The sequence below is a fragment of the Mesorhizobium sp. P3_A2 genome (assembly GCF_056403115.1).
The window spans coordinates 215,109-236,602 of sequence record NZ_JBFUGC010000007.1; the positions used below are offsets into that span (position 1 = coordinate 215,109).

General features: G+C 63.5%; 21 protein-coding genes and 1 tRNA gene. 9 read left to right on the forward strand and 13 right to left on the reverse strand.

What is annotated here, in order from left to right:
* Nucleotides 1-9: 9 nt before the first annotated feature.
* The 6 genes from AC1DXM_RS17940 to AC1DXM_RS17965 all read right to left on the reverse strand — a co-directional run bounded on the left by AC1DXM_RS17940 (nucleotide 10) and on the right by AC1DXM_RS17965 (nucleotide 6,815).
* Nucleotides 10-1,872: a flavohemoglobin expression-modulating QEGLA motif protein gene (locus AC1DXM_RS17940; protein WP_477234765.1), complete on the reverse strand. Its 1,863-nt coding sequence runs from the start codon at nucleotides 1,870-1,872 to the stop codon at nucleotides 10-12.
* Nucleotides 1,869-2,684 carry an N-formylglutamate amidohydrolase gene (locus tag AC1DXM_RS17945; protein WP_477234767.1) on the reverse strand — a complete coding sequence of 272 codons (816 nt, stop codon included), beginning with the start codon at nucleotides 2,682-2,684 and terminating at the stop codon, nucleotides 1,869-1,871. The genes AC1DXM_RS17940 and AC1DXM_RS17945 overlap by 4 nt, the downstream gene beginning before the upstream one ends.
* Before the next feature lie 54 nt (nucleotides 2,685-2,738).
* Nucleotides 2,739-3,140: a GFA family protein gene (locus tag AC1DXM_RS17950; RefSeq protein ID WP_477234769.1), complete on the reverse strand. Its 402-nt coding sequence runs from the start codon at nucleotides 3,138-3,140 to the stop codon at nucleotides 2,739-2,741.
* 26 nt (nucleotides 3,141-3,166) lie between these two features.
* Nucleotides 3,167-4,225 carry a Gfo/Idh/MocA family protein gene (locus AC1DXM_RS17955; protein WP_477235038.1) on the reverse strand — a complete coding sequence of 353 codons (1,059 nt, stop codon included), beginning with the start codon at nucleotides 4,223-4,225 and terminating at the stop codon, nucleotides 3,167-3,169.
* 101 nt (nucleotides 4,226-4,326) lie between these two features.
* Nucleotides 4,327-5,112 carry a ThuA domain-containing protein gene (locus AC1DXM_RS17960; protein WP_477234771.1) on the reverse strand — a complete coding sequence of 262 codons (786 nt, stop codon included), beginning with the start codon at nucleotides 5,110-5,112 and terminating at the stop codon, nucleotides 4,327-4,329.
* A gap of 188 nt (nucleotides 5,113-5,300) precedes the next feature.
* Nucleotides 5,301-6,815: a DUF2778 domain-containing protein gene (locus AC1DXM_RS17965; RefSeq protein WP_477234773.1), complete on the reverse strand. Its 1,515-nt coding sequence runs from the start codon at nucleotides 6,813-6,815 to the stop codon at nucleotides 5,301-5,303.
* 526 nt (nucleotides 6,816-7,341) lie between these two features.
* Here AC1DXM_RS17965 and AC1DXM_RS17970 point away from each other — a divergent pair.
* From AC1DXM_RS17970 to nanR, 3 genes are all read left to right on the forward strand, one after another.
* Nucleotides 7,342-7,893 (forward strand): c-type cytochrome, encoded by a 552-nt coding sequence (locus tag AC1DXM_RS17970; RefSeq protein WP_477234775.1) that lies wholly within the window; start codon nucleotides 7,342-7,344, stop codon nucleotides 7,891-7,893.
* A gap of 133 nt (nucleotides 7,894-8,026) precedes the next feature.
* The gene (locus AC1DXM_RS17975; RefSeq protein ID WP_477234777.1) at nucleotides 8,027-8,449 is read left to right on the forward strand and encodes a hypothetical protein; all 423 of its coding nucleotides are present in this window, start codon (nucleotides 8,027-8,029) and stop codon (nucleotides 8,447-8,449) included.
* Nucleotides 8,450-8,633: 184 nt separating this feature from the next.
* Nucleotides 8,634-9,335, forward strand: coding sequence for a transcriptional regulator NanR (gene nanR, locus AC1DXM_RS17980; RefSeq protein ID WP_477234779.1), 702 nt, complete (start codon nucleotides 8,634-8,636; stop codon nucleotides 9,333-9,335).
* A 334-nt stretch (nucleotides 9,336-9,669) separates the two neighbouring features.
* Here the strand turns inward: nanR and AC1DXM_RS17985 are convergent, their stop codons facing one another.
* Nucleotides 9,670-10,602, reverse strand: a complete 933-nt coding sequence (locus AC1DXM_RS17985) for a dimethylarginine dimethylaminohydrolase family protein (RefSeq protein WP_477234781.1) — start codon at nucleotides 10,600-10,602, stop codon at nucleotides 9,670-9,672.
* Between the two features lie 25 nt (nucleotides 10,603-10,627).
* A complete protein-coding gene (locus tag AC1DXM_RS17990) occupies nucleotides 10,628-12,220 on the reverse strand; it encodes a zinc-binding metallopeptidase family protein (RefSeq protein WP_477234783.1) in 1,593 nt (530 codons plus the stop codon).
* Between the two features lie 83 nt (nucleotides 12,221-12,303).
* Between AC1DXM_RS17990 and AC1DXM_RS17995 the strand changes: the two genes are divergently transcribed.
* The 5 genes from AC1DXM_RS17995 (at nucleotide 12,304) to AC1DXM_RS18015 (ending at nucleotide 17,396) form a co-directional block, all read left to right on the forward strand.
* Nucleotides 12,304-13,188 carry a LysR substrate-binding domain-containing protein gene (locus tag AC1DXM_RS17995; protein ID WP_477234785.1) on the forward strand — a complete coding sequence of 295 codons (885 nt, stop codon included), beginning with the start codon at nucleotides 12,304-12,306 and terminating at the stop codon, nucleotides 13,186-13,188.
* Between the two features lie 256 nt (nucleotides 13,189-13,444).
* Nucleotides 13,445-14,536, forward strand: coding sequence for an ABC transporter ATP-binding protein (locus AC1DXM_RS18000; protein WP_477234787.1), 1,092 nt, complete (start codon nucleotides 13,445-13,447; stop codon nucleotides 14,534-14,536).
* 83 nt (nucleotides 14,537-14,619) lie between these two features.
* Nucleotides 14,620-15,735: an ABC transporter substrate-binding protein gene (locus AC1DXM_RS18005; protein ID WP_477234789.1), complete on the forward strand. Its 1,116-nt coding sequence runs from the start codon at nucleotides 14,620-14,622 to the stop codon at nucleotides 15,733-15,735.
* A 24-nt stretch (nucleotides 15,736-15,759) separates the two neighbouring features.
* A complete protein-coding gene (locus AC1DXM_RS18010) occupies nucleotides 15,760-16,593 on the forward strand; it encodes an ABC transporter permease (protein ID WP_477234791.1) in 834 nt (277 codons plus the stop codon).
* Nucleotides 16,593-17,396, forward strand: a complete 804-nt coding sequence (locus tag AC1DXM_RS18015; protein ID WP_477234793.1) for an ABC transporter permease — start codon at nucleotides 16,593-16,595, stop codon at nucleotides 17,394-17,396. Before AC1DXM_RS18010 ends, AC1DXM_RS18015 begins: the two co-directional genes overlap by 1 nt.
* Nucleotides 17,397-17,430: 34 nt before the next feature.
* Here AC1DXM_RS18015 and AC1DXM_RS18020 read toward each other — a convergent pair whose 3' ends face one another.
* The 4 genes from AC1DXM_RS18020 to AC1DXM_RS18035 all read right to left on the reverse strand — a co-directional run bounded on the left by AC1DXM_RS18020 (nucleotide 17,431) and on the right by AC1DXM_RS18035 (nucleotide 20,994).
* A complete protein-coding gene (locus AC1DXM_RS18020; protein WP_477234795.1) occupies nucleotides 17,431-18,321 on the reverse strand; it encodes an alpha/beta fold hydrolase in 891 nt (296 codons plus the stop codon).
* The gene (locus AC1DXM_RS18025) at nucleotides 18,321-18,656 is read right to left on the reverse strand and encodes an antibiotic biosynthesis monooxygenase family protein (RefSeq protein WP_477234797.1); all 336 of its coding nucleotides are present in this window, start codon (nucleotides 18,654-18,656) and stop codon (nucleotides 18,321-18,323) included. Before AC1DXM_RS18025 ends, AC1DXM_RS18020 begins: the two co-directional genes overlap by 1 nt.
* A 259-nt stretch (nucleotides 18,657-18,915) precedes the next feature.
* Nucleotides 18,916-20,355: an FAD-binding oxidoreductase gene (locus tag AC1DXM_RS18030; protein WP_477234799.1), complete on the reverse strand. Its 1,440-nt coding sequence runs from the start codon at nucleotides 20,353-20,355 to the stop codon at nucleotides 18,916-18,918.
* A gap of 279 nt (nucleotides 20,356-20,634) precedes the next feature.
* Entirely contained in the window at nucleotides 20,635-20,994 is a 360-nt protein-coding gene (locus tag AC1DXM_RS18035; RefSeq protein ID WP_203278147.1) for an ArsR/SmtB family transcription factor, read from the reverse strand.
* Here AC1DXM_RS18035 and AC1DXM_RS18040 point away from each other — a divergent pair.
* Nucleotides 20,909-21,142 (forward strand): hypothetical protein, encoded by a 234-nt coding sequence (locus AC1DXM_RS18040; protein WP_477235050.1) that lies wholly within the window; start codon nucleotides 20,909-20,911, stop codon nucleotides 21,140-21,142. The two genes, AC1DXM_RS18035 and AC1DXM_RS18040, sit on opposite strands and share 86 nt — an antisense overlap.
* A gap of 219 nt (nucleotides 21,143-21,361) precedes the next feature.
* Here AC1DXM_RS18040 and AC1DXM_RS18045 read toward each other — a convergent pair.
* Nucleotides 21,362-21,438: transfer RNA gene (locus tag AC1DXM_RS18045), tRNA-Arg, on the reverse strand.
* Nucleotides 21,439-21,494 lie beyond the last annotated feature (56 nt).

Genomic DNA, 21,494 nt, shown 5'->3' on the forward strand with positions numbered 1-21,494 from the left:
TGGAGCCCCTCAGGTTTCAACCATATCGATCGGATCGATTCCCGCCATCGCGTTCCTGAGGCGCGGCCGGGCCGCCTCGGAAGAGAGGAACGCAGGTTCAAGGCGCGGCGCCCGCAGCAGGCCGCGCGCGTTGAGTTCCTGGATCGCGCCGAAATGCGCGGCGGCGATCTTGCCGATCCAGAACGGCGTCAAGCTGCCGCCATTCCTCAAGTGATCGAGGATCTGCAACAGGCCGCGCAGATAGATGGCGTCCTTTGCAAGACCGCCGCCTCTGTAGACGCGCAGAACGACGTTGAAGGCCTCGCGATCGTCGAGATCCCTTCGCAGACTGCGGAAGGCTTCCTCGAATGTTGCCCCCTCGAGCATCGCCTGACAGGCGATCACTCTCGCTGCGATCAGCCGCAAACGCGCTGCGGTCATGCCGCCGACCAGATACTCAGCCAGCACGGCCAGTCCCTCCTGCATGCCTTCATAGCCGGCGAGGCCGCTGCAGAAGATAGCGAGCCCCTGCGCGGCGCCGTTGAAATAGGTCAGCAGATGAACACCGATCTCGTGGCTCAGCAGCGCCGTCAGACGTTCCGGCGGAAGGTTGGTATCGCGCGACACCAGCAACCGGTTTCGCGAGACCAGCAGGCCGGCCGGCAGGTCGCCGCGGATCTCCACCGAAGCCTCGAAATCGGGATAGGCGCCGCGGTACCCGGCGATCATGTCGCGCGCGGCGGCGGCGACGACGTCGGCATCGAGGCCCTTTTGCCGGGCGGCCGAGGCAACGCGCGGGAGCTTTTCGAGAATGGCGCGCGCCCTCGCCGCCAGGCTCGGCTCGACGCTGCCATAGAGGGCTCGTCCGAGTTCGACGAAGCGCGGCGTCTCACGTGCCGCGAGCATCGACAGCTGTAGATCGAGCTCCTGCTGCTTTTCGGAGAGCAGCCTGGTCAGGAGCGTATCTTCCAGATGATCGAGCGAGATCGAATAGAGCTTGCGCTTCTGATCGGCGACCTCAAGCTCGAGCGGCCGGTAAAGCAGTGCTGGCACACGATCGAACGCGCCTGCCTGGAATTCCCGCCAAGCGGGTTCAGCATTGATCGGCGTGACGGCCAGCAGAAAATCGAAGGTCGAAGCGACATTGTCGATCGCACGGTCAGCGCGCGCGACGGCATCGATATAGGCGCGGCGGCCGAGGGAACGATGGGTCGCCGGTTGTTCCAGGCTCGATGCCTTGAGGAAGGCGCTGACGGCCTGAAGCGCGGAATCGACCATGTTGGCGACGACGAGATCGTGGAGTTCGGGGTAGACGCGCTTGGTGCCCGGCACCCTGTAGATCGGTGCGAAGCGCACCGTCAGCCACGCCACATCACCGGGATCGTCCCAGAGCCGTGCTTCGGCACGTGTGGTGGGACTGAGCTCGTCGACGCGGGGCGTGCGGTATTTGGCTTCGCGCGCGGATGCAGCATCAGCGAAGCGCTTGCGTGCCGCCTTCTCCGCCGCTGAATCGCCGCTAGCCAGCGCAATCTCGAAAGGCGGCAAAAACGGAACATCCTCGGTCAGGAACCGGTCCTCGGCCAATTCGCCGATGTCCAGAAGGAGGAATGCGCCGCAGTGATCGTGTAGCCGGCCCGCCACCAGCCGCGCGACCTCGCCGGCGAGCTCGATGTCGGCGGCGATCAGATAGGAGGCGTTGGCGGAGACGGCATGGAATGCGGCATCCTGATGCGACCCGACATGGACACACAGAAAGGGCAGCGGCCGATCCATGTGCAATCGATTGCCGTTGCCGAACTCGCGGCGGATCGGCTTGCCGTAGCGGAAAAGCGCGTCCAGATCCGCATCGATTTGCGCCAGTGGAGAGGTGGGCTCGACAAGCTTGGGCTTCATCGCATGGCCCGCAGCGCCGACTCGAGAACGGGCAGCGTCGAAGTCAGAGCAGCCCGCAGCTGCTCGATTGTTGCCCAATCGGGCTCGCCGCTCCATTCGTCCATGAAAATCTTCTTGAACTCCACCGCGATCGCACAGCCGGTCTCTGGAAAATTGGCATGGACGAAACGGGTCTGTTCGCCCTTGCCCTGGAAGGACACGTTCTCACGCACGTCGATCGGCTCGCCATTGAGATGCTGGCCGCGAAGCGTCTCGATGAACGCTTCGACGATAGGCGCCCAGCGCTCGCGGTCCATGGAAGACGTCCCGATGTTGATGTCGGGCGCGAGATCGCGAGCCGTCGGCTGAGCCTGCGGTCCATCGCGCCGGTGATTGTAACTGTGGACGTCGATGAGCACGAACCGGCCATAGCGCTTCTCGATATCGGCGAGGACACGGTTCAGCTCGCTGTAGAAGGCGTCATGAAAGGACAAAGACTCCCGTATGACGTCCTCGGCCGGCGGCTCCCGCCAGACTTTCACTCCCCAGGACTGGTCCGGCGACAGGTAGACGGCAGCGTCGCGCGCGCGGTTCAGATCGACCTGGAAGCGCGATCGATGAACGATGATCTGGGTCGGAAAATCGGCGATGAAGCGTTCGGTAAACGGGTCTTCTTCTCGAAGCCGGTCTGGATCGGAGAGACACATGAGCGATCGAGAAGCGCTGCTAACGTCGGTGCCGCTGTGGATGGCCGTCCCGACGATAGGACCGTCTCCGCGCTTGATCGTCCAGCCTGACCCGGCTTGGTCGATGTTGGAAATCGTCTTGTTCATGCTCCGAAATGCGCGGAGCGTGCGGACGGTTCCGCTTCATGCCGAAAGCGGCCTTCAGTCGAACGTCGCCAGCGGCTCAGCTTTGATCTCGACCCAGTCGCAGCGCCGGCTGTTGTGGTAGAAGGACTGGAACGGTGGCGGGAACGACGGGTCGGCGAAGGCGCCGACGGGAATGGCGATGACACCGGGCTGCGTGTCTATGCGATAGTGGACGCTGGTGCCGCATTCTGGGCAGAAGTTATAAATGACGCGGCCGCCCTCGTCGCCGATGCGGGTGAACTGCTTCGCCCGTCCAGCGATCGACACGTCGCCTTCCGCAAACCGGACGTTGTAGCTGAAGGCACTGCCGGTGCGGCGCTTGCAGTCCAGGCAATGGCAGACCGAGATGCGCACCGGCTCGCCCGTACAGATTGCTGACAACTGGCCGCAGAGACATTGCGCGCGGCGTGTGACCATGACGGGTTCCTCCCCTTCGAGACAGATTACTGCGTGTCGGCGCTGGCCCTCAACTCCGTACGCTTCTCGTCCGACACGACAGCCAGATCCAGCACCTTTTGCAGTTCGGCGGCATGGTGGAACGACGGTTCGGCCTGCACGCCGCTTGCGACCGCATCGACGAAGCGCTGGTAGTTGGTCGGCACCGTGCCGGCGTCGATCACCCGCCATTTGGCGGTTTCGATGTTCTCGCCCAAGCAAGCTTTCAACTCCGAGCCCTCCAGATTGTGCACGACCTCGATCCCACCCTTGTCGCCATAGATGCGCAGGCGCAGTTCGTTCATATGGCCGGTCGCCCAGCGGCTGGCATGGACGACGCCGAAGGCGCCGTTGGAAAAATCCAGCGTCATGGCAAAACTGTCATTGGCGTCGAGGTCGTATTCGCCGATGCGGTTGCCCGGCGCCTTGTCGAAGGCGCGCAGCCGGCAGAAGACATGGTCGATGTCGAGCGCCGCGCCATAGCTGGCGAAATCGAGGATGTGGATGCCGACATCGCCGAGCACACCATTGGAGCCGTGGCCGCGCGACAGCCGCCACAGCCATTTCGGATCGGCGCGCCAGTCGCCCCAGAATTTCGACACCAGCCAGCTCTGCAGATAGGAGGCTTCGACATGGCGGACGGTGCCGATCTCGCCAGCCAGCACCATCTGCCGCGCCTTCTGCAAGGGAGCGACATTGCGATAGGTGAGGTTGACCATGTTGACGATGCCAGCGGCTTGCGCCGCGTCTGCCATCTCGCTCGCCTTGCCGAAATTTTCCGCGAGTGGTTTTTCGCAGAGCACCGGCTTGCCGGCCGCGATCAGCGCCATGGTCGTCGGATGGTGGATACGGTCGGGTGTGACATTGGCCACGGCATCGAAGCCACCCCAGTCGAGCGCCGCCTCCAGCGAGGTGAAGCGCTTCGGGATCTTGAAGCCGTCGGCAAATTCGCCGACGCGCTTTTCATCGACATCGACAGCGCCGACGATCTCGACGCCGTCGATGGCGCCAAAGCGGCGGGCATGCTCCTGCGCCATCCAGCCGGTACCCAATATCAAAAGCCGCATCATTTGCACTCCGAGCGAAATTGGTTCGATTCAATCATATGGGACGAATGCGGTCCAGGCGACTCTGTAGGGGAGCCGCCACGCCTTTCTTGGATTTTGTTTTAGCGGAAACCCGCCTCGCCCGAGGCATGGAGCTTGCCGCCGCGCTCGACGATCGGCTCCAGCGCCTTGTCGACCGGCACATTCGGTGCATCGAGAATGGCCGATTTGGTGCCTTGCGGGTTGTGCGCCCATTTCACCGCGTTGCGCAGCACCTTGTGCACAGTGGCGTCGTGATAGGTCGGATAGGTTTCGTGTCCGGGGCGGAAGTAGAAGACATTGCCGGCGCCGCGCCGGTAGGTCAGCCCGGAACGGAACACCTCGCCGCCCTGGAACCAGGAGATGAAGACAGTCTCCAGCGGCTCCGGCACGGCGAACTGCTCGCCGTACATTTCTTCGTTCTCGAGCTCGAAATATTCGCCGACGCCTTCGGCGATCGGATGGCTGGGGCTGGTCACCCAGAGCCGCTCGCGCTCGCCCGCCTCGCGCCATTTCAGCGTGCACGGGGTGCCCATCAGCCGCTTGAAGATTTTCGAGAAATGACCGGAATGCAGAACGATCAGCCCCATGCCTTCAAAGACGCGGCGGGCGACGCGTTCGACCACTTCGTCGGCAACGGCGCCATGGTCCTTGTGACCCCACCAGACCAGCACGTCGGTCTCAGCCAGACGATCGGCCGGCAGGCCATGCTCGGGCTGTTCGAGTGTGGCGGTCGAGGCGGAGATCGCCTTGTCGGTGTTCAGCGCCTTGGCGATGGTCGTGTGCATACCCTCGGGATAGAGGGCAGCGACCACTTCATTGGTCCGCTCATGGATGTTCTCGCCCCAAACGACAGCGCGTATTGTCATGATGTCCTCGTGGTGAAGCCGACCCGCCGCGGTCAGTCATAGTCTGCTCGGAGCGGAATGGAAACGATTTTGGGGAGTAAGGCAGTAAGGGAATAGGGGAAGAAAAAGGAAAGGGCAGCGAGAGCCTGAGGCCCTACTGCCCTACTGCCCTACTGCCCTACTGCCCTACTGCCCTACTGCCCTACTGCCTACGCTCCCCGCCCATCCTGGGCGACCTGCGTTAGCGGCTTAGAGAGCCGCGGCACGACGACGAGGCGCTTGATCTTGCCCTTCTTGTAGGCGGAGAGGAAGCGGGCGTAGTCCTTGAAGACGACGCAGCCATTGGATTCGGCACGGCCGCCTCGCAGCATGTAGGTGTGGGCGAGCAGGCCGTCGCGACCGTATTTGTTGCGGCCGTCGATCGGGGTGAGACGAAGCGCCTCGACGCCGTGGAAGCGGGATTCACGCAGCTTCAGATCATAGGTGTCGGGCGGCGTCGGGCCGACATTCTTCTTGTGGACGAAACGCGGCTGGTCGACCATCGAGCCCAGCCCCGAATGGGCCTCGAGCCGGGAGCCGTCCGGCATGTAGACGGTCTTGGCCGAGATGTCGTAGACGGCGACGCCGCCGCCCATTCCGGGCGTGGCGAACAGATCCTTGAACGCGCGGCCGACACCGCCAGCCGGGACATCAGGTTTGGCATAGGCCAGCATCTCGCCGGCTTGCGCCTTCACCCGCTTGCCCGGCTTGGTGCGGATGGTCTCGCTGCCTGGGACGCCCGGCAGTGCGGCGACATCCTGGGAATTGCGCGGCGAGCGTGGCGACACGATGCCCGGCGACCGGGGTGCCGCGGTCTCGGCCGCCCTGTCCGCCTGAGGCTTGGCAGCCTTGGGCTTGCGGGCTTGCTGCACCTCGGCAGGCTGAGCGGTTTCGGCGCGCGGACGCCGACCCGGCAGTGCAATGTTGTCGGGCAGATCGTCCTGCGGCGGCAGCGAGGCGACCTGGACCTCAGCCTGCTCAGGATTTTGCGCTTCGACGATTGCCGCGACGGCCGGCGGCGGCGCCAGCATGTCGGCGCCCTGATCCGGCAAGGTGTTGGCCAGCGCCAGCGCCAGGCGGGACGAGCGTTCGATCTCGGCCACTTCCGGCCCAAAGCGCTCCGAGGCCGGGCCATGCTGGTCGGGCATGCGGACTTCGGCGAAACGGGCAGCGGCCGGAAGGCTGGCAAGCATGAAGGGCGCATTAGAGGCCTTGGCGAAGGCGGCAGCCAGCTTTTGCGGCGACAGCTTTGCCTTGGCCACCACGCCGTCGAAACGCGCATCGCGCGGGGTGACAAGTGCGATACTGGTGTTTGGCGCGGTGCCGGTGTTTGCAGTGATCGTGTGTGTGGCGGCCGGCACTGGATCGTGCGCGGCGAGGTGCAACCGCGCGGTCTTGCCGTCATGTGCAAAGCTGGCCGCGGTGCGCCTGCAGCCGGCGTCGCATTGGCTGAGCAGCGATGCCTGGAACTTTTGTGCCGATAGCTGCGGCGCCCGGGAATTGGCGAGGCTGCGGCGCGAATCGGTGCGCGGCAACAGCAGGCTTTGCGGAAGGTTGTTGGAAGCGGCGGTGAGCGAGGTGCCCAGCGAATAAAGGCCGGCCATGGTCGCCACCGACCACAGCGCAAGGGCCGCGCCGACAACCGGCACCACCATCCAGCGCTGGCCGGATCTCTTCGAAGTCAAACCCCGTTCAGGATTGTCGCCCCGGCTTTTCAAACGCAAAAACGCCATACAACCACTCTCAATCGGCATGCAGGCTTGCGACCCTCGCATCCGTGACATCCACAGTTCGCTGGTGCCCCCTGCACCTTTCGCGTCTGTTGCCGATTGAATCAAAAGATGGACAAAGTTGGTTAACCAATCCCTCCACCGGTCGCACATTGTGCGGCGGTCGATACGAAAAAAGAGCCCTCCATGGTCTGCGCCACGGTAGAAATGCTCTCCCTAACCCGCCTTTGCTGCCCGTTTTTGGCTGCCAAGTCAAGGAAACGCAGCGTCAGCTTGCTGCAAGTCCAAGCCGATTACCCGTTAATCGGCTGCTTTATGCCGTTGACCTTCCAGTAGCTGGAAGGTCTATGCGTCGCCAAGTAAGCACCCTCCATGATGGACATCGGCCCATGAGCAGCGGCATCGTGACCGAAGAATTCGACCTGCCGGCGAAGTCCCGCTGCCCGGTCATCGACAGATTGGCCGGCATGGACGTTGCGCCATGAGATGGACGGCGCGAGCGGCGCTGCTGTTGCTGGTCTGTGCCTTTGCGGTGGCCGCCTCTGCCGGCGGCGGACCGATCGTGACGGCACGGCAGGCATCGATGAAGGAGATGGCGGTGGCCGCGAAAACCATCGCCGGCATGTTCGACGGCAGACAAGCCTATGACGCCGCGACGTTCAAGGCAGCGGCGCAATCCCTTCGCGCGCGCACCGGCCCTGCCCTGATTGCCGAGTTTCCGAGCGCCTCGTTGGGGCCGCCTTCGCAGGCCAGGCTGGAGATCGATCAGTCGCGGGCGGACTTCGAGGCGCTGGCAAATCACATCGGGACGCTGGCCGACGCTCTCGCCGCCAAGGCCGAGCACGCGCCTGAAAGCATCACCGACGACATGCGCATGGGCACCGGTCTGGCAATGGGCGGTGGCAGCCTGCTCGGCAAGCGCGCGATCCCGGCGGAAGCCGATCCGGCCAAACTGCCGGCGGAGCATATCCTGCATCTCATCCTGCAGGATTGCTCGAACTGTCATTCGAAGTTCCGGCAAAAGGTGCAGTGAGACAACCTTACCCGGCGGAGCGACCCCCCTTTGCGGATCCGCGCCACAGCCGCTTTGCATACAAGTAAATTCGTTTGTGCTAATATATTCCCGGTCGTGCATATCCATGCACGACGAGCATCGGGAGGATGCGATGAAAACCATGAATCGCAGGTCTGCAATTGCCCTCGGTCTGACGACCGCCGCAGTAACGCCTTTGTTCACCCTGGCGGCATCCGCAAAAATCAAGAAATACGGCCCGAAAGAGGGCAAGGAGATTGCGCCCGGTGTCAGGGTGGTCGAGGTCGGCACCGGCAATGCCGACATTCCCGCCTACAAGAGCATCGCGATCGTCGACGTGGTCTTCCAACCCGGTGCACACGCGCCTCAAACTGTGATGGACAACGACATGGTCTGCACGATTACTTCCGGTGCGTTCACCATCAAGAAGGTAGACAAGGAATTCAAGCTCAAGACGGGTGACATGTATACCTGCTCCAAGGGCAAGACCGACGAGGCAACGAATACAAGCAAGGAGGTCGGCGTGCATCGCATCGCCGTATTGATACCTGCATAGCAGATGGGACTCCGGCCGGACGGGCGGTTGCACGCCGTCGCGAGTCCGGCCGGGCCAGACGAGGCGATCGCGTTCCGTCGTCAGCGCGGCCATCTCACGCCAGCCACTCTCTGATCGCCGGGCGGGCGAGAACGGCGCGCATCCGATCCTCGGCATCGGTGACAGCAGGCGCCATCGGCACAATATGCCGGTTCGAAAAAAAGTTGCCGATGAAGTTCGCCTTCGCCTGGAGGCGATGATCCGCGACGAGGTCTATCCGGTCGGCGCCTCGCTGCCGTCCGAGCGAGACCTGATGTCGATGTTCGACGTCGGCCGCCCCTCGGTGCGCGAGGCGCTGTTTGCATTGGAAAAGATGGGGCTGGTGAAGATCAACAGCGGCGAGCGGCCGAAGGTGACGCGGCCGACGCCGAAAAACATGCTGGAGCAACTGACCGGCACGGCGCATCTTTTGATGGACCAGCCCGATGGCATCGGCCATTTCGAGCAATTGCGGCTGTTTCTCGAAGTCTCGATCGCGCGCCATGCCGCCGAGGTGGCGACGCGCGAACAGATCGACGCGCTGGCCGCCGCCCTTGCCGAGAACGAGCGCGCCATTCCAAGGGCGCGAGCCTTCGCCGTCACCGACGTCGCATTTCACCGCGCCTTGACCGTCATCCCCGGCAATCCGATCTTCCTCGCCGCGCATGAGGCGCTGGTCGAATGGCTGATCAATCAGCGCATCCACATGGCCAACACCGAGATCGAGAAACGCAAGAGTTTCGCTGGCCACCAGGCAGTGTTCGAGGCGATCGAGCGCCATGACCCGGAAGCCGCCGGGCAAGCGATGCGCGCGCATCTGGAAAACGCCAGGCGCAAATTCAATTCAGGTTCGGACAGACCGGACTAGCCGGCTGATACGCGGCGCGTGGCTTTGCGCCACGGCGCAAAGCCAAAAGCCCGCCGTTCAAAGCCGGCGGGCTGGCATGAAATCATACAATTCGGTTGTCGCTGGTCAGGACAACCGAATTGCGGCCTGCAACAGCTGGCTGCGCTCAGGGGGCGGGCTTCGACGGGTTTGAGGCGACCAGCGATCCGAGTTTGCCTGCTTTGGCCAGACTCGGCTTTTCGTAGGTTCTTTTCACAGATTCTCTCCTCGCAATGAAGGCACATGTTTCCGCTGTCGGGTTCGTCTTGTCAAATGCGCCCGGGGACGAGTCCCAAACCGACCCGGGTCGTTCTCCTTATGCCGGCTCGCGCTTCAGCGCCTGTGCCATGCAGTGGATGCCGCCGCCGGTCTTGGAGATTTCGCTCATGTCGATCGCCGCGACCTCGAAGCCGCGCGCCTTGAGCTGGCCGATCAGCGACTGGCTCGATGTCGGCGCGATCACCCTGTCCTTGCCCAGCGACATGAAGTTGCAGCCGAGCGCCATCGTGTCCTGGAACGGCACGTCGATGATTTCGTGGCCCTTGCCCTTCAGCCAGTCGACGATGCCTGGCTCGGTGCAGGCGAGGCAGACGGCGGTCAGCTTCTCGGCGATCGGCACCACCATCAAGTCGATGTGGACGTAGTACTCGTCGATGAAGGCTAGCCGTGTCTCCCAGCCCTCCTTGTCGAACCAGGCCTGAACCTGACGGGCGCCTTCTTCCTGGGTGCGGGCGCCGCCGCAGCCGATCAGCACGACGCCCTCCTCGATGACGTTGAAGTCGCCGCCCTCGAAGGTGCCGGCGGTGACCATGTCGTAGATCGGAATGCCGAGCTTTTCGTAGGTACGGATGGCGGCATAGTTCTCGCCGCGCCGCCACCAATTGGCCATGGCGGTGATGAAGGCGCCGTAGGGCGTCATGACGCTGGAATCGCGGGAATAGACCTGCATCGGCAGTTCCGGCGTCGGCTCGTGCCAGTGGATGTTGACGCCGAAATGCTCATAGGCGGCGACGAGGTCCTTATGCTGCGCCTGCGCGATCTGGACGTTGCAGGGCGCCTCGCGCAGATGTTTGCGCGACAGCGAACTGGTCGAGAGGTGCCGCAGGAAGTTTGGCGAGCCGAGCAGCACGTCGGTCAGTACGTCGGTCTCGTTGGCAAAACCCCAAGCGGTGAGCGGCTTGGTGCCTCCGGCGGGGTTGCGGCGCTGCAGCGAGAACGGTTCGGCGACGATGCGGTCATGGACGGTCATGGGGTTCTCCTCGTGGTGGTGATGGCTAAGCGTTGCCGGCGGACGGAATCCACCAGTCGCGCCCGCGAGCGGTGGTGACATATTCCGGCCAACGGAAATTGATCGGCGGGTCATAGTCGCAAAGCGGCGCGATCCAGTTCGAGCCGCCGATGCCGCCGCCGGTGCGGGTGGTAAACTCATCCATCGCCGCATCGCGCGCGGTCTTGTCTTCAAGCAAGCGGAGGGCTGCAAGCGCAACAGTCTTCGCCGCGCAAATGACCATCGGATCGATGGTGGCGGCAATGCCGCCTAGCGCATTCATCGCCCAAGACGGATAGGCATGGCCATTCGCCGAGCGCAACGCTGGCCGGGCGACATAGAAGCGTGCCGTCGGCGCGTGCCACGACATGTCGGTGTAATCGTCGGAGGTGGAGTTGATCTGCGAGGGCGGCAAATCGCGGCGCAGGATGGCCTCGGCGTCTTGCGGCGTGATCAGCCGTTCCATCTCGTCGATGAACGGGTTTTCGGTCGCGGTGCCGCCGGCATTGACCTGCACCTCGCGGGCGATCGCTTTGGCCGCCTCATCCCAGTGTGGCGGGCCGACCGTAGACAGCGCTTTATAGGCGATCTCAGCCATTGCGTGATTGGCGAGGCCCGGCCGCGACTTCGACACCCAATGGCGCTCATAGCGGCTGCCGCTGATCGTAGCGGCGGCTTGCGCATTGCGGTCGAGCACCGCGGTGACCTGCTTGGCCATGGCAATGGTCGGCACGCGGATCATGTACTGGATCTCGGAGAGCCCCGCCGGCAGATTGTCGGCCGTCGCCTGTCCTGCGGTGAGGATCGCCTCGCTGATCGACCAGCCGCCTTGGTGCGGCAGCATGGAATCACGCAGCGCCTTGGAGGCCATATACATCGTCATCAGCGCATCGTTGGCGCCGGGCGCCCGCACGGCCGAATGCGCCTGCGGGATCGGCGCGCCATCACCCGCGCGCACCCAGTTTTCGGGTTCGTCGCAAACGAAACGGTAGATCATCGCATAAGCGGCACCGCAATGCGTGTCCCAACGCGCCGTGTTGCAGAGCGGCAGCATGTAGAAGGGGTGGAAGGAGATCATGCCGGCAAGGCCGTCATAATAGCCTTTTGCCGCATGAATCGGTTTCGAGCCCCTCACCTTTTCGGCCGGCTCGCCGGTGAAGCGCAGCGTGCCCTCGATGCCGTGGCGCTGCATTGCCGACTTGGTGGCCAGAAGCCCGCCGAGGCCGGCAACGCCAAGCCCGGAATGCGGATCGGTGTGGCCGCCCGCCTCGACGCCCAGACCCGGTCGCGGCCGCTTCACCGTTGCCGCGTCCTGGCAGTTGCCGGGCACGGCGTCGTATTCAGCGTACATGCCGATGGTCGGACCTGGGCCGTTCGTCCAGTGGGCGCAAAAGGCGGTCGGCATGCCGGCCGAGCCTTCTTCGACCGAAAAGCCCTCATGCTTCAGCCGCGCAACATACCAGGCGGCAGACTGGTATTCGCGCCAGGCGGTCTCGCCGAAATCGAAAATGGTGCGCGTCCACGCCGACAGCGACGGCTGGATGCCATCGAGACAGGCAAGCGCGGTGGCTTGCGCCGAGGTCGTCACCGGTTTCTCCATGCAGCCCAAGAAAGCAGTGAAGCGACTTTCCAAAAAGTGATATGTTTTCCCGGTTCGTGCAAATTCGGTTCACCTGAGGCCTCTTGCGAATACCCTCCACACAGGCGCTGCGCGCCCTTGATAGCTTTGCCCGTCACGGCAGCGTCTGGCGCGCCGCCGACGAACTGCACCTCACCCGCAGCGCCGTCAGCCATCAGTTGCGGCTGCTCGAACGCGACCTCGGCTTCGACCTGCTTGAGCGCATCGGCAAGGGCGTCGCGCTGACGCCACGCGGCCAGCGCTATGCCGCCGATGTTCGCAAGGCGCTGACCGTGCTTGGCGATGCGGTGACACGCCAGGCCGGCACCGGCCTCGGCGGCTCGTTCGCCGTCTCCTGCACGCCGGGCTTCGCCTCGCTGTTTTTATGCACCCATATCGGCGAGTTCCGGCAGATGTATCCGGATGTGGCGCTGTCGATCCTGACGCCGCGACGGCTGGACGATGTCAGCAATCCCGACGCCGACGCCTTCATCGCCTTCGGCGTTGGCAACTGGCCGAACCGGGCGGTGGAGTTACTGTGCGAAATCTCGTTCACGCCGCTCTGCAGCCCGACCTTGCTCAACAAGGTCGGCGGCTTTTCAAAACCAGCCGACGTGCTGCGCGCCAACCTCCTGCATCTCGGCGACACCGAGGATTGGGCGCGCTGGCTGGCGCTGTCCAAGGTGGAAAACCCCGACACTGAAGGTGGCATTTTCTTCTCGGACATGAATCTCGTCTTCTCGGCGGCGATCGCCGGCCAGGGCATCGCCATGGGCGACGAACTGACCAGCCGCCGGGCGCTCAGCGAAGGCCGGCTGGTGAAGCCGTTCGACATCGCGATCCTCTCGCCGCGCTCTTACTTTTTGGTTTCGGAACATGCCAAGGCGAGCCACCCGGTGCTGGAGGCGTTCGGCGGGTGGTTGAGGTCGAAGCTGTCGGAGATTAGCTGATCTCCCCCCTCGAGGGGGAGATGTCGCCGAAGGCGACAGAGGGGGTCGCCGCGCATGAAGCGCCAACCTCCATCTGCGGCAGGATGTAGAGCCCAGTCGAACCGACCCCCTCTGGCCGCTTCGCGGCCATCTCCCCCTCAAGGGGGGAGATTTGGCGCCATCCGTGAATCAAATTTGCCGATCAGGCGAAAACTATTCGGTTGCGGTGAGCCGGCGCCCTGCCCTACGCTCAAGCCACGACCAAGGAAGAGGCAGGATGCAGCAACCCGGCCGGGCCGCAGAGATCAAGGCAATCGGGATCGGCAAGAGCTTCGGCTCGTTCCGTGCACTGGACGATCTGTCGCTCAACATCGGCCGCGGTGAGTTCCTGACCCTGCTCGGTCCATCCGGTTCCGGCAAGACCACCTTCCTGATGATCTTGGCCGGCTTCGTGCAGCCGACCGAGGGCAAGCTTTTCAGCGACGGCGTCGACATCACCGAGCGGCCGGCCGAGCAGCGCGCCGCCGGCATGGTGTTCCAAGGCTATGCGCTGTTCCCGCATATGTCGGTCGAGGCCAACATCGCCTTCCCGCTCAAGGTGCGCAAGAAATCCGCTGCCGAGATCAAGCGCCGCGTCGCCGAGATGATCGAGCGCGTTGGCCTCAAGGGCCATGAGACCAAGCTCCCGGCACAGCTTTCCGGCGGCCAGCAGCAACGCGTGGCGCTGGCCCGCGCGCTGGTGTTCGAACCAGGTGTGCTGCTTCTCGACGAGCCGTTCTCGGCGCTGGACAAGAGCCTGCGCGGCCAGATGCAGGCCGAGATGAAACGACTGCACCAGGAGACCGGCACCACCTTCGTTTTCGTCACCCACGACCAGAGCGAGGCGCTGGCGCTGTCGTCGCGCGTCGCCATCTTCAACCATGGTAAATTGTTGCAGGTCGGCGCGCCGGACGAGGTCTATGACCGGCCCGCCAACCGCTTCGTCGCCGAGTTTTTGGGCGAGATCAACATGCTGCCGCTGAAGGGCGTGAAGCGCGCCGATGATGGCGCCACCGCACTCTGCGAGGACCGCGCGATCACGCTGCGCGGCAATGCCGAGGCGGTCAACGGCAACGCCATTCTGGCAATCCGCCCCGAGCATATGTCGATCGCCCGCGAGGCAGCCACCGGCGAGAACGGCATTGCCGCAACCGCCGTCGGCTCGACCTATCTCGGTGCGGCGACCAAGCTCGACCTGACGACGCGCCAGGGCGCCAAGGTGACCGTGTCGGTGCCGAACGAGGTCGCGGCCGCCGCACTCAGCAAAGGCAATTCCGTCTGGCTGACCTGGCCGGCGGAAAAGGGTTTCCTCCTTCCGGACGGAGGATGACGACCACACCGGCGAAGTCTTCCAGCAAAGAATCTGGAGCGCGCCATAACCACCGGAACTATCAACGAAAAAGGGGAACTGACATGACAAACGAAACCAAAAAACAAGCGATCGACGGCCTGTCCGCCAGGGCAGCGCGCGGCGAGATCTCGCGCCGGCAATTCACCCAGCTTGCCGCCCTTGTGCTGGCCGGCACGCCGATGCTGCTGCGCTCTACCGGTGCCTTTGCGCAGGCCAAGGAACTTGTGCTGGTCAATTGGGGCGGAGACGCCATAACGGCTTATGACGCCGCCTATGGCCAGGCTTTCACCAAGGAAACCGGCATCACCGTCAAGATGGACGGTTCGGGCCCGACGGAAGGCGCCATCGCAGCGCAGTTCAAGAGCGGCGCGCCGACCTGGGACCTCGTCGACGTCGACCCGTTCTCGGCCATCACGCTCGGCGCTCAGGGCGCGCTTGAGCCGATCGACTACGCCATCGTCGACAAAAAGAAGATGCGCGAAGGGTTCGGCTGGGAGTACGCGGCGTCGACCTATTTCTTCTCCTATGTCATCGCCTATGACTCGGAGAAATACGGCAAGGACGCGCCGACCGGCATGGCCGATTTCTTCGACGTGAAGAAGTTCCCGGGCAAGCGCTCGCTCTACAAATGGGGCGTTTCGAGCTGGGAAGCAGCACTGCTCGCCGACGGCATCGCGCCGGCCTCGCTCTACCCGCTCGATTTGAAGCGCGCGCATGACAAGATCGCCGCCTTCAAGGAAAATGTCGTGGCCTATTGGGGCGGCGGCGCCGAGAGCCAGAGCGTGCTGCTCAATGGCGAAGCCTCGATGGCGATCGTCTGGTCGACCCGCGCCTCGCTGATCGAGCAGGACTCGGGCGGCAAGATCAAGTTCATCTGGGACCAGGGCCTGATCTCGCCCGGCGCGCTGGCCGTGCTCAAGGGAAACCCCGGCGGCAAGGACGCGGCGATGAAGTTCATCGCCAGCGCCCAGGATCCGCAAAAGCAGTTGGTGATGTTCGACAAGCTCGGACAGGGTCCGGCCAATCCGGCCACCGACGCGCTGATCCCGGCCGACAAGAAGCGCATCAATCCGGTCGATCCCGAAAACATGAAGAAGCAGATCGCGCTCGACATGGATTGGTACGCCAAGAATTACGGGGCAGCGCTCGACGAATACACCAAGATCATCTCGGCCTGACCAGGCCGGGACGATCGGACCGAGATGAGGGGCACCCTCTCCGACAGGATGGGCGCGGCGCTGTTGATGGCGCCGCTGCTCCTGTTTCTTGTGCTGGCCTATGCCTGGCCGTTCCTCGGCGTCGTCAAATGGAGCGTTACGCTGCCGACGCCTGGCCTCGGCCAGTATGCCGCGCTTGCCACCGACGCGTTGGTGCAGTCGGTGTTCATCCGCACGCTGCGCATTGCGCTGATCGTCACCGTCGTGTCTGTCGCGGCTGCCTATGCGATCACCATGGTGTGGGTGCGCGGCAGCCCGGCGCAGCGCATTGTCGCTGAATTCTGCATTCTCGTCCCCTTCTGGATCTCGGTGCTGACGCGCGCTTTCGGTTGGGTGGCGCTGTTGTCCAACCGCGGCCTGATCAACACCTGGCTGCAATGGATCGGCTTCATCTCCGAACCGCTGGCGCTGGTGCGCAACGAGTTCGGCGTCATCGTCGGCATGACGCATTTCTTGATCCCCTTCGCGGTGTTTCCGCTGGCATCGGCCATGCGCAGCCTGGACGAGCGCGTGCTGCTTGCGGCGCGCGGGTTGGGTTCCAGCCGCATGCGCACCTTCTGGACGGTGTTCGTGCCGATGACGCGCTCCGGCATCATCGGCTCAGCGATGATCGTCTTCGTTTTCTCGCTCGGCTTCTTCGTCACGCCGGCGATCCTCGGCGGCGGCCGCAGCGTGATGATCGCCGAGTTGATCTATCTCAGGATCTTCCAGAGCCCCGACTGGGGGCTGGGCGCGGCAATCAGCGTCGTGCTGGTGCTGTTCGTCGGCGCGCTGATGGCGCTTTTGTTCCGCTATGTCAGACCGAAGCAGCTGATCTGATGCCGACCTATCGCCCCGGCCCCGTCTCGCTGATCCTCGCCGTGCTGGTGGCGCTGTTCCTGCTGCTGCCGCTGCTGGCGGTCATCCCTGTGTCGCTGACGCCGAGCCGCATGCTGGCAATGCCGACGGGCGAACTGTCGCTGCGCCACTATCGCTCGCTGATCGAGGATCCGCGCTGGCTCGACGCCATCCTGCTTTCGATCCGCATCGGCATCGTCAGCAGCGTCATCTCCACCGTGCTGGCGCTCTGCTTCAGCCTTGGCGTCTGGATGTTCCAGCCGCGCTTTACCGCAGCGCTCGTTGGCTTTGTCCTGTTGCCGATGGTGGTGCCGCCGGTGGTGTCGGCGATCACCCTCTACTTCCTGCTCACCTCGATCTCGGGCATGAGCTCGTTCTTCGGCTACGACACCTGGCTCGGCGTCGCCATGGCGCATTCGGTGATGACGGTGCCCTTCGCCACGGTGCTGATTCTGGTCTCGCTCAGCCAGCTCGACCGCCGCATCGATCTGGCCGCGCGCGGCCTCGGCGCCAGCGTGTGGGAGCGCGCGACGCGCATCATCATGCCCAACATCAAGTTCGGCATTGTCACCGCCGCCCTGCTCTCCTTTGTCCTGTCCTGGGAAGAGATCGGCGTCACTTTGTTCATCACCTCGGTCAACGCCATCACGCTGCCCAGGCTGATGTGGATGGGATTGCGCGACAACATCGACCCGGCGATCGCAGCCCTTTCGGTGATCCTGATCATCATCACCGTGCTGGTGCTGGCGGTGCGGACCGTGGTGGTGAAGCCGCGCGGGAACTGACGGTTCAACCCGGCGCCTGATTGTCAGCCAGAGTTCACGCCGCAAAGAATTTCGAGAGCGCGGCCGCCGTCTCGCAAGGATGCTCCTCCGGAAAGAAATGGCCACCCTTGACCGGGCCGCCCTCGACGCTGTCGGCCCATTGCCGCCAGATCGCCAGCGGGCCGCCCTCTTCAGCATACCAGTTTTCCAACCCGCCCTCGCCGCTCCAGAGCGCAAGCATAGGACATTTGATACGACGGCCGTCAGCCTGATCCTGCGCGTCGTGCTCGCGGTCTATGCCGGCGGCGGCGCGGTATTCCTCGCAAATGGCGTGCACATGGGCGGGATCGCGCAACGCCTCGATGTAAGCCTCTCTCACTTCAGCGGGGAAAGCGTCGGGAGCCGAGCCCCAGCCGGCGATCGCATTGTCGACGACAGCATCCGGGGCTGCGGCCAGCAGACGCTCCGGCAGCGGCTCGGGCTGGGCAAGCAGGCTCCATGGCCAGAAGGCAAGCGCCAGCCTGGCATCGGCGCGATCCCAGGCGGCGGCAGTGGGGATGACGTCGAGGACGGCGAGTTTCGACACGATTTCGGGATGGTCGAGCGCCATCCGGTAAGCAACGCGGCCACCACGATCATGGCCCGCAAGCATGAAGCGGTCGAAGCCGAGCGCGCTCATGACCTGCACCATGTCGCGCGCCATCGCGCGCTTGGAGTAGGCAGTGTGATCAGCATCGGAACCCGGACAACCGCTTTGGCCGTAGCCCCTGAGATCGGCGACGACCACGCTGAAGTGCTGCGCCAAAGCCACGGCAATGTCGCGCCACATCACATGCGTTTCGGGGAAGCCGTGCAGGAGCAGCAAAGGCGGCCATGAGCCACCGACCCTGACGAAGATCGATGTCTCCTCCACTTGAACGGTTCTGGCGTCAAAGCTCGAAAACATCAATCGCCGCCGACCATGCCGTGACTGGAGCGGATGCGGAGCACCTGGACGCTCTTCGGCAATTCGATCAAGAACTCCTTGTCGCGGTCGAGATGGTGGATATCCCTCGGATCGCCGCCGGTAAAGGCCACCATCGCCTCGACGCTCTCCCAATAGGAGATGGTGACAAATTCCGAATGCGTCGGCGCGTCCTCGCGAAAGGTCTGCACGCCGAGCGCTTTCTCGATCAGCGGCATGATGCCGACCTGGTAATTGTAGCGCTCGTAGGCGTCTGCCTTGTCCGGCAAAGTCCTGCCGCGCCAGATCCGGGCGATTGTCGGAGTGTTCGGTGCCATCTCCCATAAACAGCTGGGCGCGAGCCGCGTTCCAGCGGTCAGCTGAAGCTCCTGACAAAAGGGCCGCAGGAAAAAAGGCGATCCCGACAGGATTCGAACTTGTGACAATCAGCTTGCTTCAGGGGTATTGAGACCCGGGCCCGGCCGTCCAGGCCGGCGCCATAGGCGACAACCCGCTCCGAACCGAAGGTCAATGCAGCAAAATCGATTCCGATATTCGCACGCACGGATCTCCGGTTCGGAATCACGCGCTGCCGCCTCAAGCGGCGCGCTGGCTTTCTTTCGGCCGCAGATTCTGGTTCATGCGGAACAGGTTCAGCGGGTCGTAGCGCTGCTTGATTTCCAGAAGCCGGCGATAGTTGCCGCCATAGGCCGCTTCGACCCGGTCGACCTCGTCCTCCGGCATGAAGTTCACGTAAGCCGTGCCGGCGGCATAGGGCTTGGTCGCCTCGTAGATACCACGAGCCCAATCGATGCAGGCCTTGTCCATTGCCGGTTCGCGCCAGCGGGCGTGGACATTCATGACGAAATGCGAGTTGCGCTGCGGAAACGCCGTTGCATCTGCCGCCACACGGCCCGCCACGCCACCGACATGACCGAAGAAAATTTCACATTCCGGGCCTGGAAGCCTGGTAATCGCCGCAGTGGTGGCACCAATCGCGCCGTCCGAAAGCCCGGTCAGGTCATGGCTCTTCCAATAGTTGCGGGCGCCGGGCGCCAGCAGCGGGTCGAAGGCCTGCTGCCAGCCGGTGAACGGGTTGGGGCCGACGACATCGGCAATCGGCGTGCCGATGGCGCGAAGCTTCTGCGTCGCCTTTTCGCCCGCCTGGATGTCGCCGCAATAGCACATGGCCAAAACCAGCACCTCCTTGCCATGCCATTCGTTCGGCAGGAACGGTAGCGGCGGTGCCTGCCGCATGACCACCCAGCAGGTCAGTTCGTCGGGCGCGGTTTCGAGCGCCTTGCGATAGTCCCGCAGCACCTTTTCGGCATCGGCGAAGGGATGGACGACGAGCCCCGACAGAACCTGCGGACCCATCTGGTGGAGTTGGAACTCGAACGCCGTGACGACACCGAAATTGCCGCCGCCGCCCCGCAGCGCCCAGAACAGGTCCGGATTGTCCTTCTGGCTGACGCGCAGCAACTTGCCATCGGCGGTGACCACGTCGGCTGAAACAAGATTGTCGATGGTCAGGCCGAATTTGCGGGTGATCCAGCCGAAGCCGCCACCCAGCGTCAAGCCTGATATGCCGGTGGTCGAGTTGATACCCGTCGGCACCACCAGGCCAAAAGCCTGTGTTTCCCGGTCGACATCGACGAGCGTGGCGCCGGGCCCGACCCATGCCCGCCGCGCCACGACATCGACCCGCACCGACTTCATCGCCGATAGATCGATCATCAGGCCGCCATCGCAGACGGCACTGCCAGCAATGTTGTGGCCGCCGCCGCGCACGGAGACGAGAAGCCTGTTTTCCCGGGCGAAATTCACGGCACTGATGACGTCGGACGCGCCGACGCAACACACAATGAGACCGGGGCGCCGGTCGACCGTGGCATTCCAGACTGTGCGCGCTTCGTCGTAGGCGGCGTCGCCCGCCTGAAGCAGTGTGCCGCGCAATCGTGCCGAAAGCGCTTCAAGGACAGCAGCGTCGACGGTCGTCTTGCCGCGTTCAAGCGTGGTGAGGCTCATGCTGTTCATGGTTTCCTCCCGATTTGCTTATGAGCCGTTCTCCCTCCGCCCGCTTTTGAACTGTGCTCTTATATTAGATATCGCGCAAGTTCGACGCTGGCCGGCGTTGCGCCCATGTTGGCGCCCAACGACGTGCGGTCTGGCCGGCATGGACGACCCAACGCTGGGGGACGCAATATCTTCGAAAATACTGGCGATTAACGCCGGGATGGCGCCGACATCGACTTCGCGCGTTAGCGACAATGAAGCCAGGCCTAAGGGTCAACCAACCCAGGCCGATGCCTGCCCTCAGGCTGCTCGCGCCCGGCGCAGCCTTTCGGCGACATAATGCGGCCCCGGCCCCGTGAGCGGTCTTTCGGTCGCCAGGAAGCCATCCAGCATGGAAAGCAGTTCGCGCGCCGCGCCGGACGAGCAGAAATAGTAGACCATCTGGCCGTCGCGACGGGTGTCGACAAGGCCGAAGGCGCGGAGCTTGGCAAGATGCTGCGACAGGGCCGACTGGCTGAGCAGAACTTTCTCGGCAAGAACACCGACCGAAAGTTCGCCGCCGGCCAGGTGGTTCATGATCAAAAGCCGCTTCTCATTTCCCATCAAATTGAGAAAGGCGGCGACAGTTTCTGCATTGGCGGCAAGTGTTCTCGAAATCATCGATTCCAGATCTTTACTTTCGCGCTCATCCGGCGCCGTGCCAAACGCGACCTTTGGATACACCGTTGCGATGATTTCGTCGCATCTCGCCCACTCAACCGAGGCGACCTATGCGGCGAAAACCAGCGCCAAGTTCCAGCTGGCATAAGCCGAGACTCCAGTCAGAATCATCAGACCAAAGTCCTAGCCAATGTCAGACCAAAGACTATCAGCGCTGCGCTCTTTCTACAAGACCATAACGATATCTGCCGGCGACCTGCTTTCAGGCAGCACGCAGAGATGGCGCTGACGTCCACTTCTCGCCCCGCGGAAACAGGGTGAGATGTTGGAACTTTGGAGCGGCGCCTGAGCTAAACCGTTGATTTGTTGGCGATCCCGACAGGATTCGAACCTGTGACCATCGGCTTAGAAGGCCGGTGCTCTATCCAGCTGAGCTACGGGACCGCTGGCCGGACAAGCCATTTGATATCCTGGCCGGCTGATGTCTATGTGCCGGACGC

What these genes read in the sequence shown, in the direction of transcription:
- AC1DXM_RS17940 (WP_477234765.1), bottom strand. Translation starts at nt 1,872, where the DNA reads ATGAAGCCCAAGCTTGTCGAGCCCACCTCTCCACTGGCGCAAATCGAT.
- AC1DXM_RS17945 (WP_477234767.1), bottom strand. Translation starts at nt 2,684, where the DNA reads ATGAACAAGACGATTTCCAACATCGACCAAGCCGGGTCAGGCTGGACG.
- AC1DXM_RS17950 (WP_477234769.1), bottom strand. Translation starts at nt 3,140, where the DNA reads ATGGTCACACGCCGCGCGCAATGTCTCTGCGGCCAGTTGTCAGCAATC.
- AC1DXM_RS17955 (WP_477235038.1), bottom strand. Translation starts at nt 4,225, where the DNA reads ATGCGGCTTTTGATATTGGGTACCGGCTGGATGGCGCAGGAGCATGCC.
- AC1DXM_RS17960 (WP_477234771.1), bottom strand. Translation starts at nt 5,112, where the DNA reads ATGACAATACGCGCTGTCGTTTGGGGCGAGAACATCCATGAGCGGACC.
- AC1DXM_RS17970 (WP_477234775.1), top strand. Translation starts at nt 7,342, where the DNA reads ATGAGATGGACGGCGCGAGCGGCGCTGCTGTTGCTGGTCTGTGCCTTT.
- AC1DXM_RS17975 (WP_477234777.1), top strand. Translation starts at nt 8,027, where the DNA reads ATGAAAACCATGAATCGCAGGTCTGCAATTGCCCTCGGTCTGACGACC.
- nanR (WP_477234779.1), top strand. Translation starts at nt 8,634, where the DNA reads ATGCCGGTTCGAAAAAAAGTTGCCGATGAAGTTCGCCTTCGCCTGGAG.
- AC1DXM_RS17985 (WP_477234781.1), bottom strand. Translation starts at nt 10,602, where the DNA reads ATGACCGTCCATGACCGCATCGTCGCCGAACCGTTCTCGCTGCAGCGC.
- AC1DXM_RS17990 (WP_477234783.1), bottom strand. Translation starts at nt 12,220, where the DNA reads ATGGAGAAACCGGTGACGACCTCGGCGCAAGCCACCGCGCTTGCCTGT.
- AC1DXM_RS18000 (WP_477234787.1), top strand. Translation starts at nt 13,445, where the DNA reads ATGCAGCAACCCGGCCGGGCCGCAGAGATCAAGGCAATCGGGATCGGC.
- AC1DXM_RS18005 (WP_477234789.1), top strand. Translation starts at nt 14,620, where the DNA reads ATGACAAACGAAACCAAAAAACAAGCGATCGACGGCCTGTCCGCCAGG.
- AC1DXM_RS18010 (WP_477234791.1), top strand. Translation starts at nt 15,760, where the DNA reads ATGAGGGGCACCCTCTCCGACAGGATGGGCGCGGCGCTGTTGATGGCG.
- AC1DXM_RS18015 (WP_477234793.1), top strand. Translation starts at nt 16,593, where the DNA reads ATGCCGACCTATCGCCCCGGCCCCGTCTCGCTGATCCTCGCCGTGCTG.
- AC1DXM_RS18020 (WP_477234795.1), bottom strand. Translation starts at nt 18,321, where the DNA reads ATGTTTTCGAGCTTTGACGCCAGAACCGTTCAAGTGGAGGAGACATCG.
- AC1DXM_RS18025 (WP_477234797.1), bottom strand. Translation starts at nt 18,656, where the DNA reads ATGGCACCGAACACTCCGACAATCGCCCGGATCTGGCGCGGCAGGACT.
- AC1DXM_RS18030 (WP_477234799.1), bottom strand. Translation starts at nt 20,355, where the DNA reads ATGAACAGCATGAGCCTCACCACGCTTGAACGCGGCAAGACGACCGTC.
- AC1DXM_RS18040 (WP_477235050.1), top strand. Translation starts at nt 20,909, where the DNA reads ATGATCAAAAGCCGCTTCTCATTTCCCATCAAATTGAGAAAGGCGGCG.
- AC1DXM_RS18035 (WP_203278147.1), bottom strand. Translation starts at nt 20,994, where the DNA reads ATGATTTCGAGAACACTTGCCGCCAATGCAGAAACTGTCGCCGCCTTT.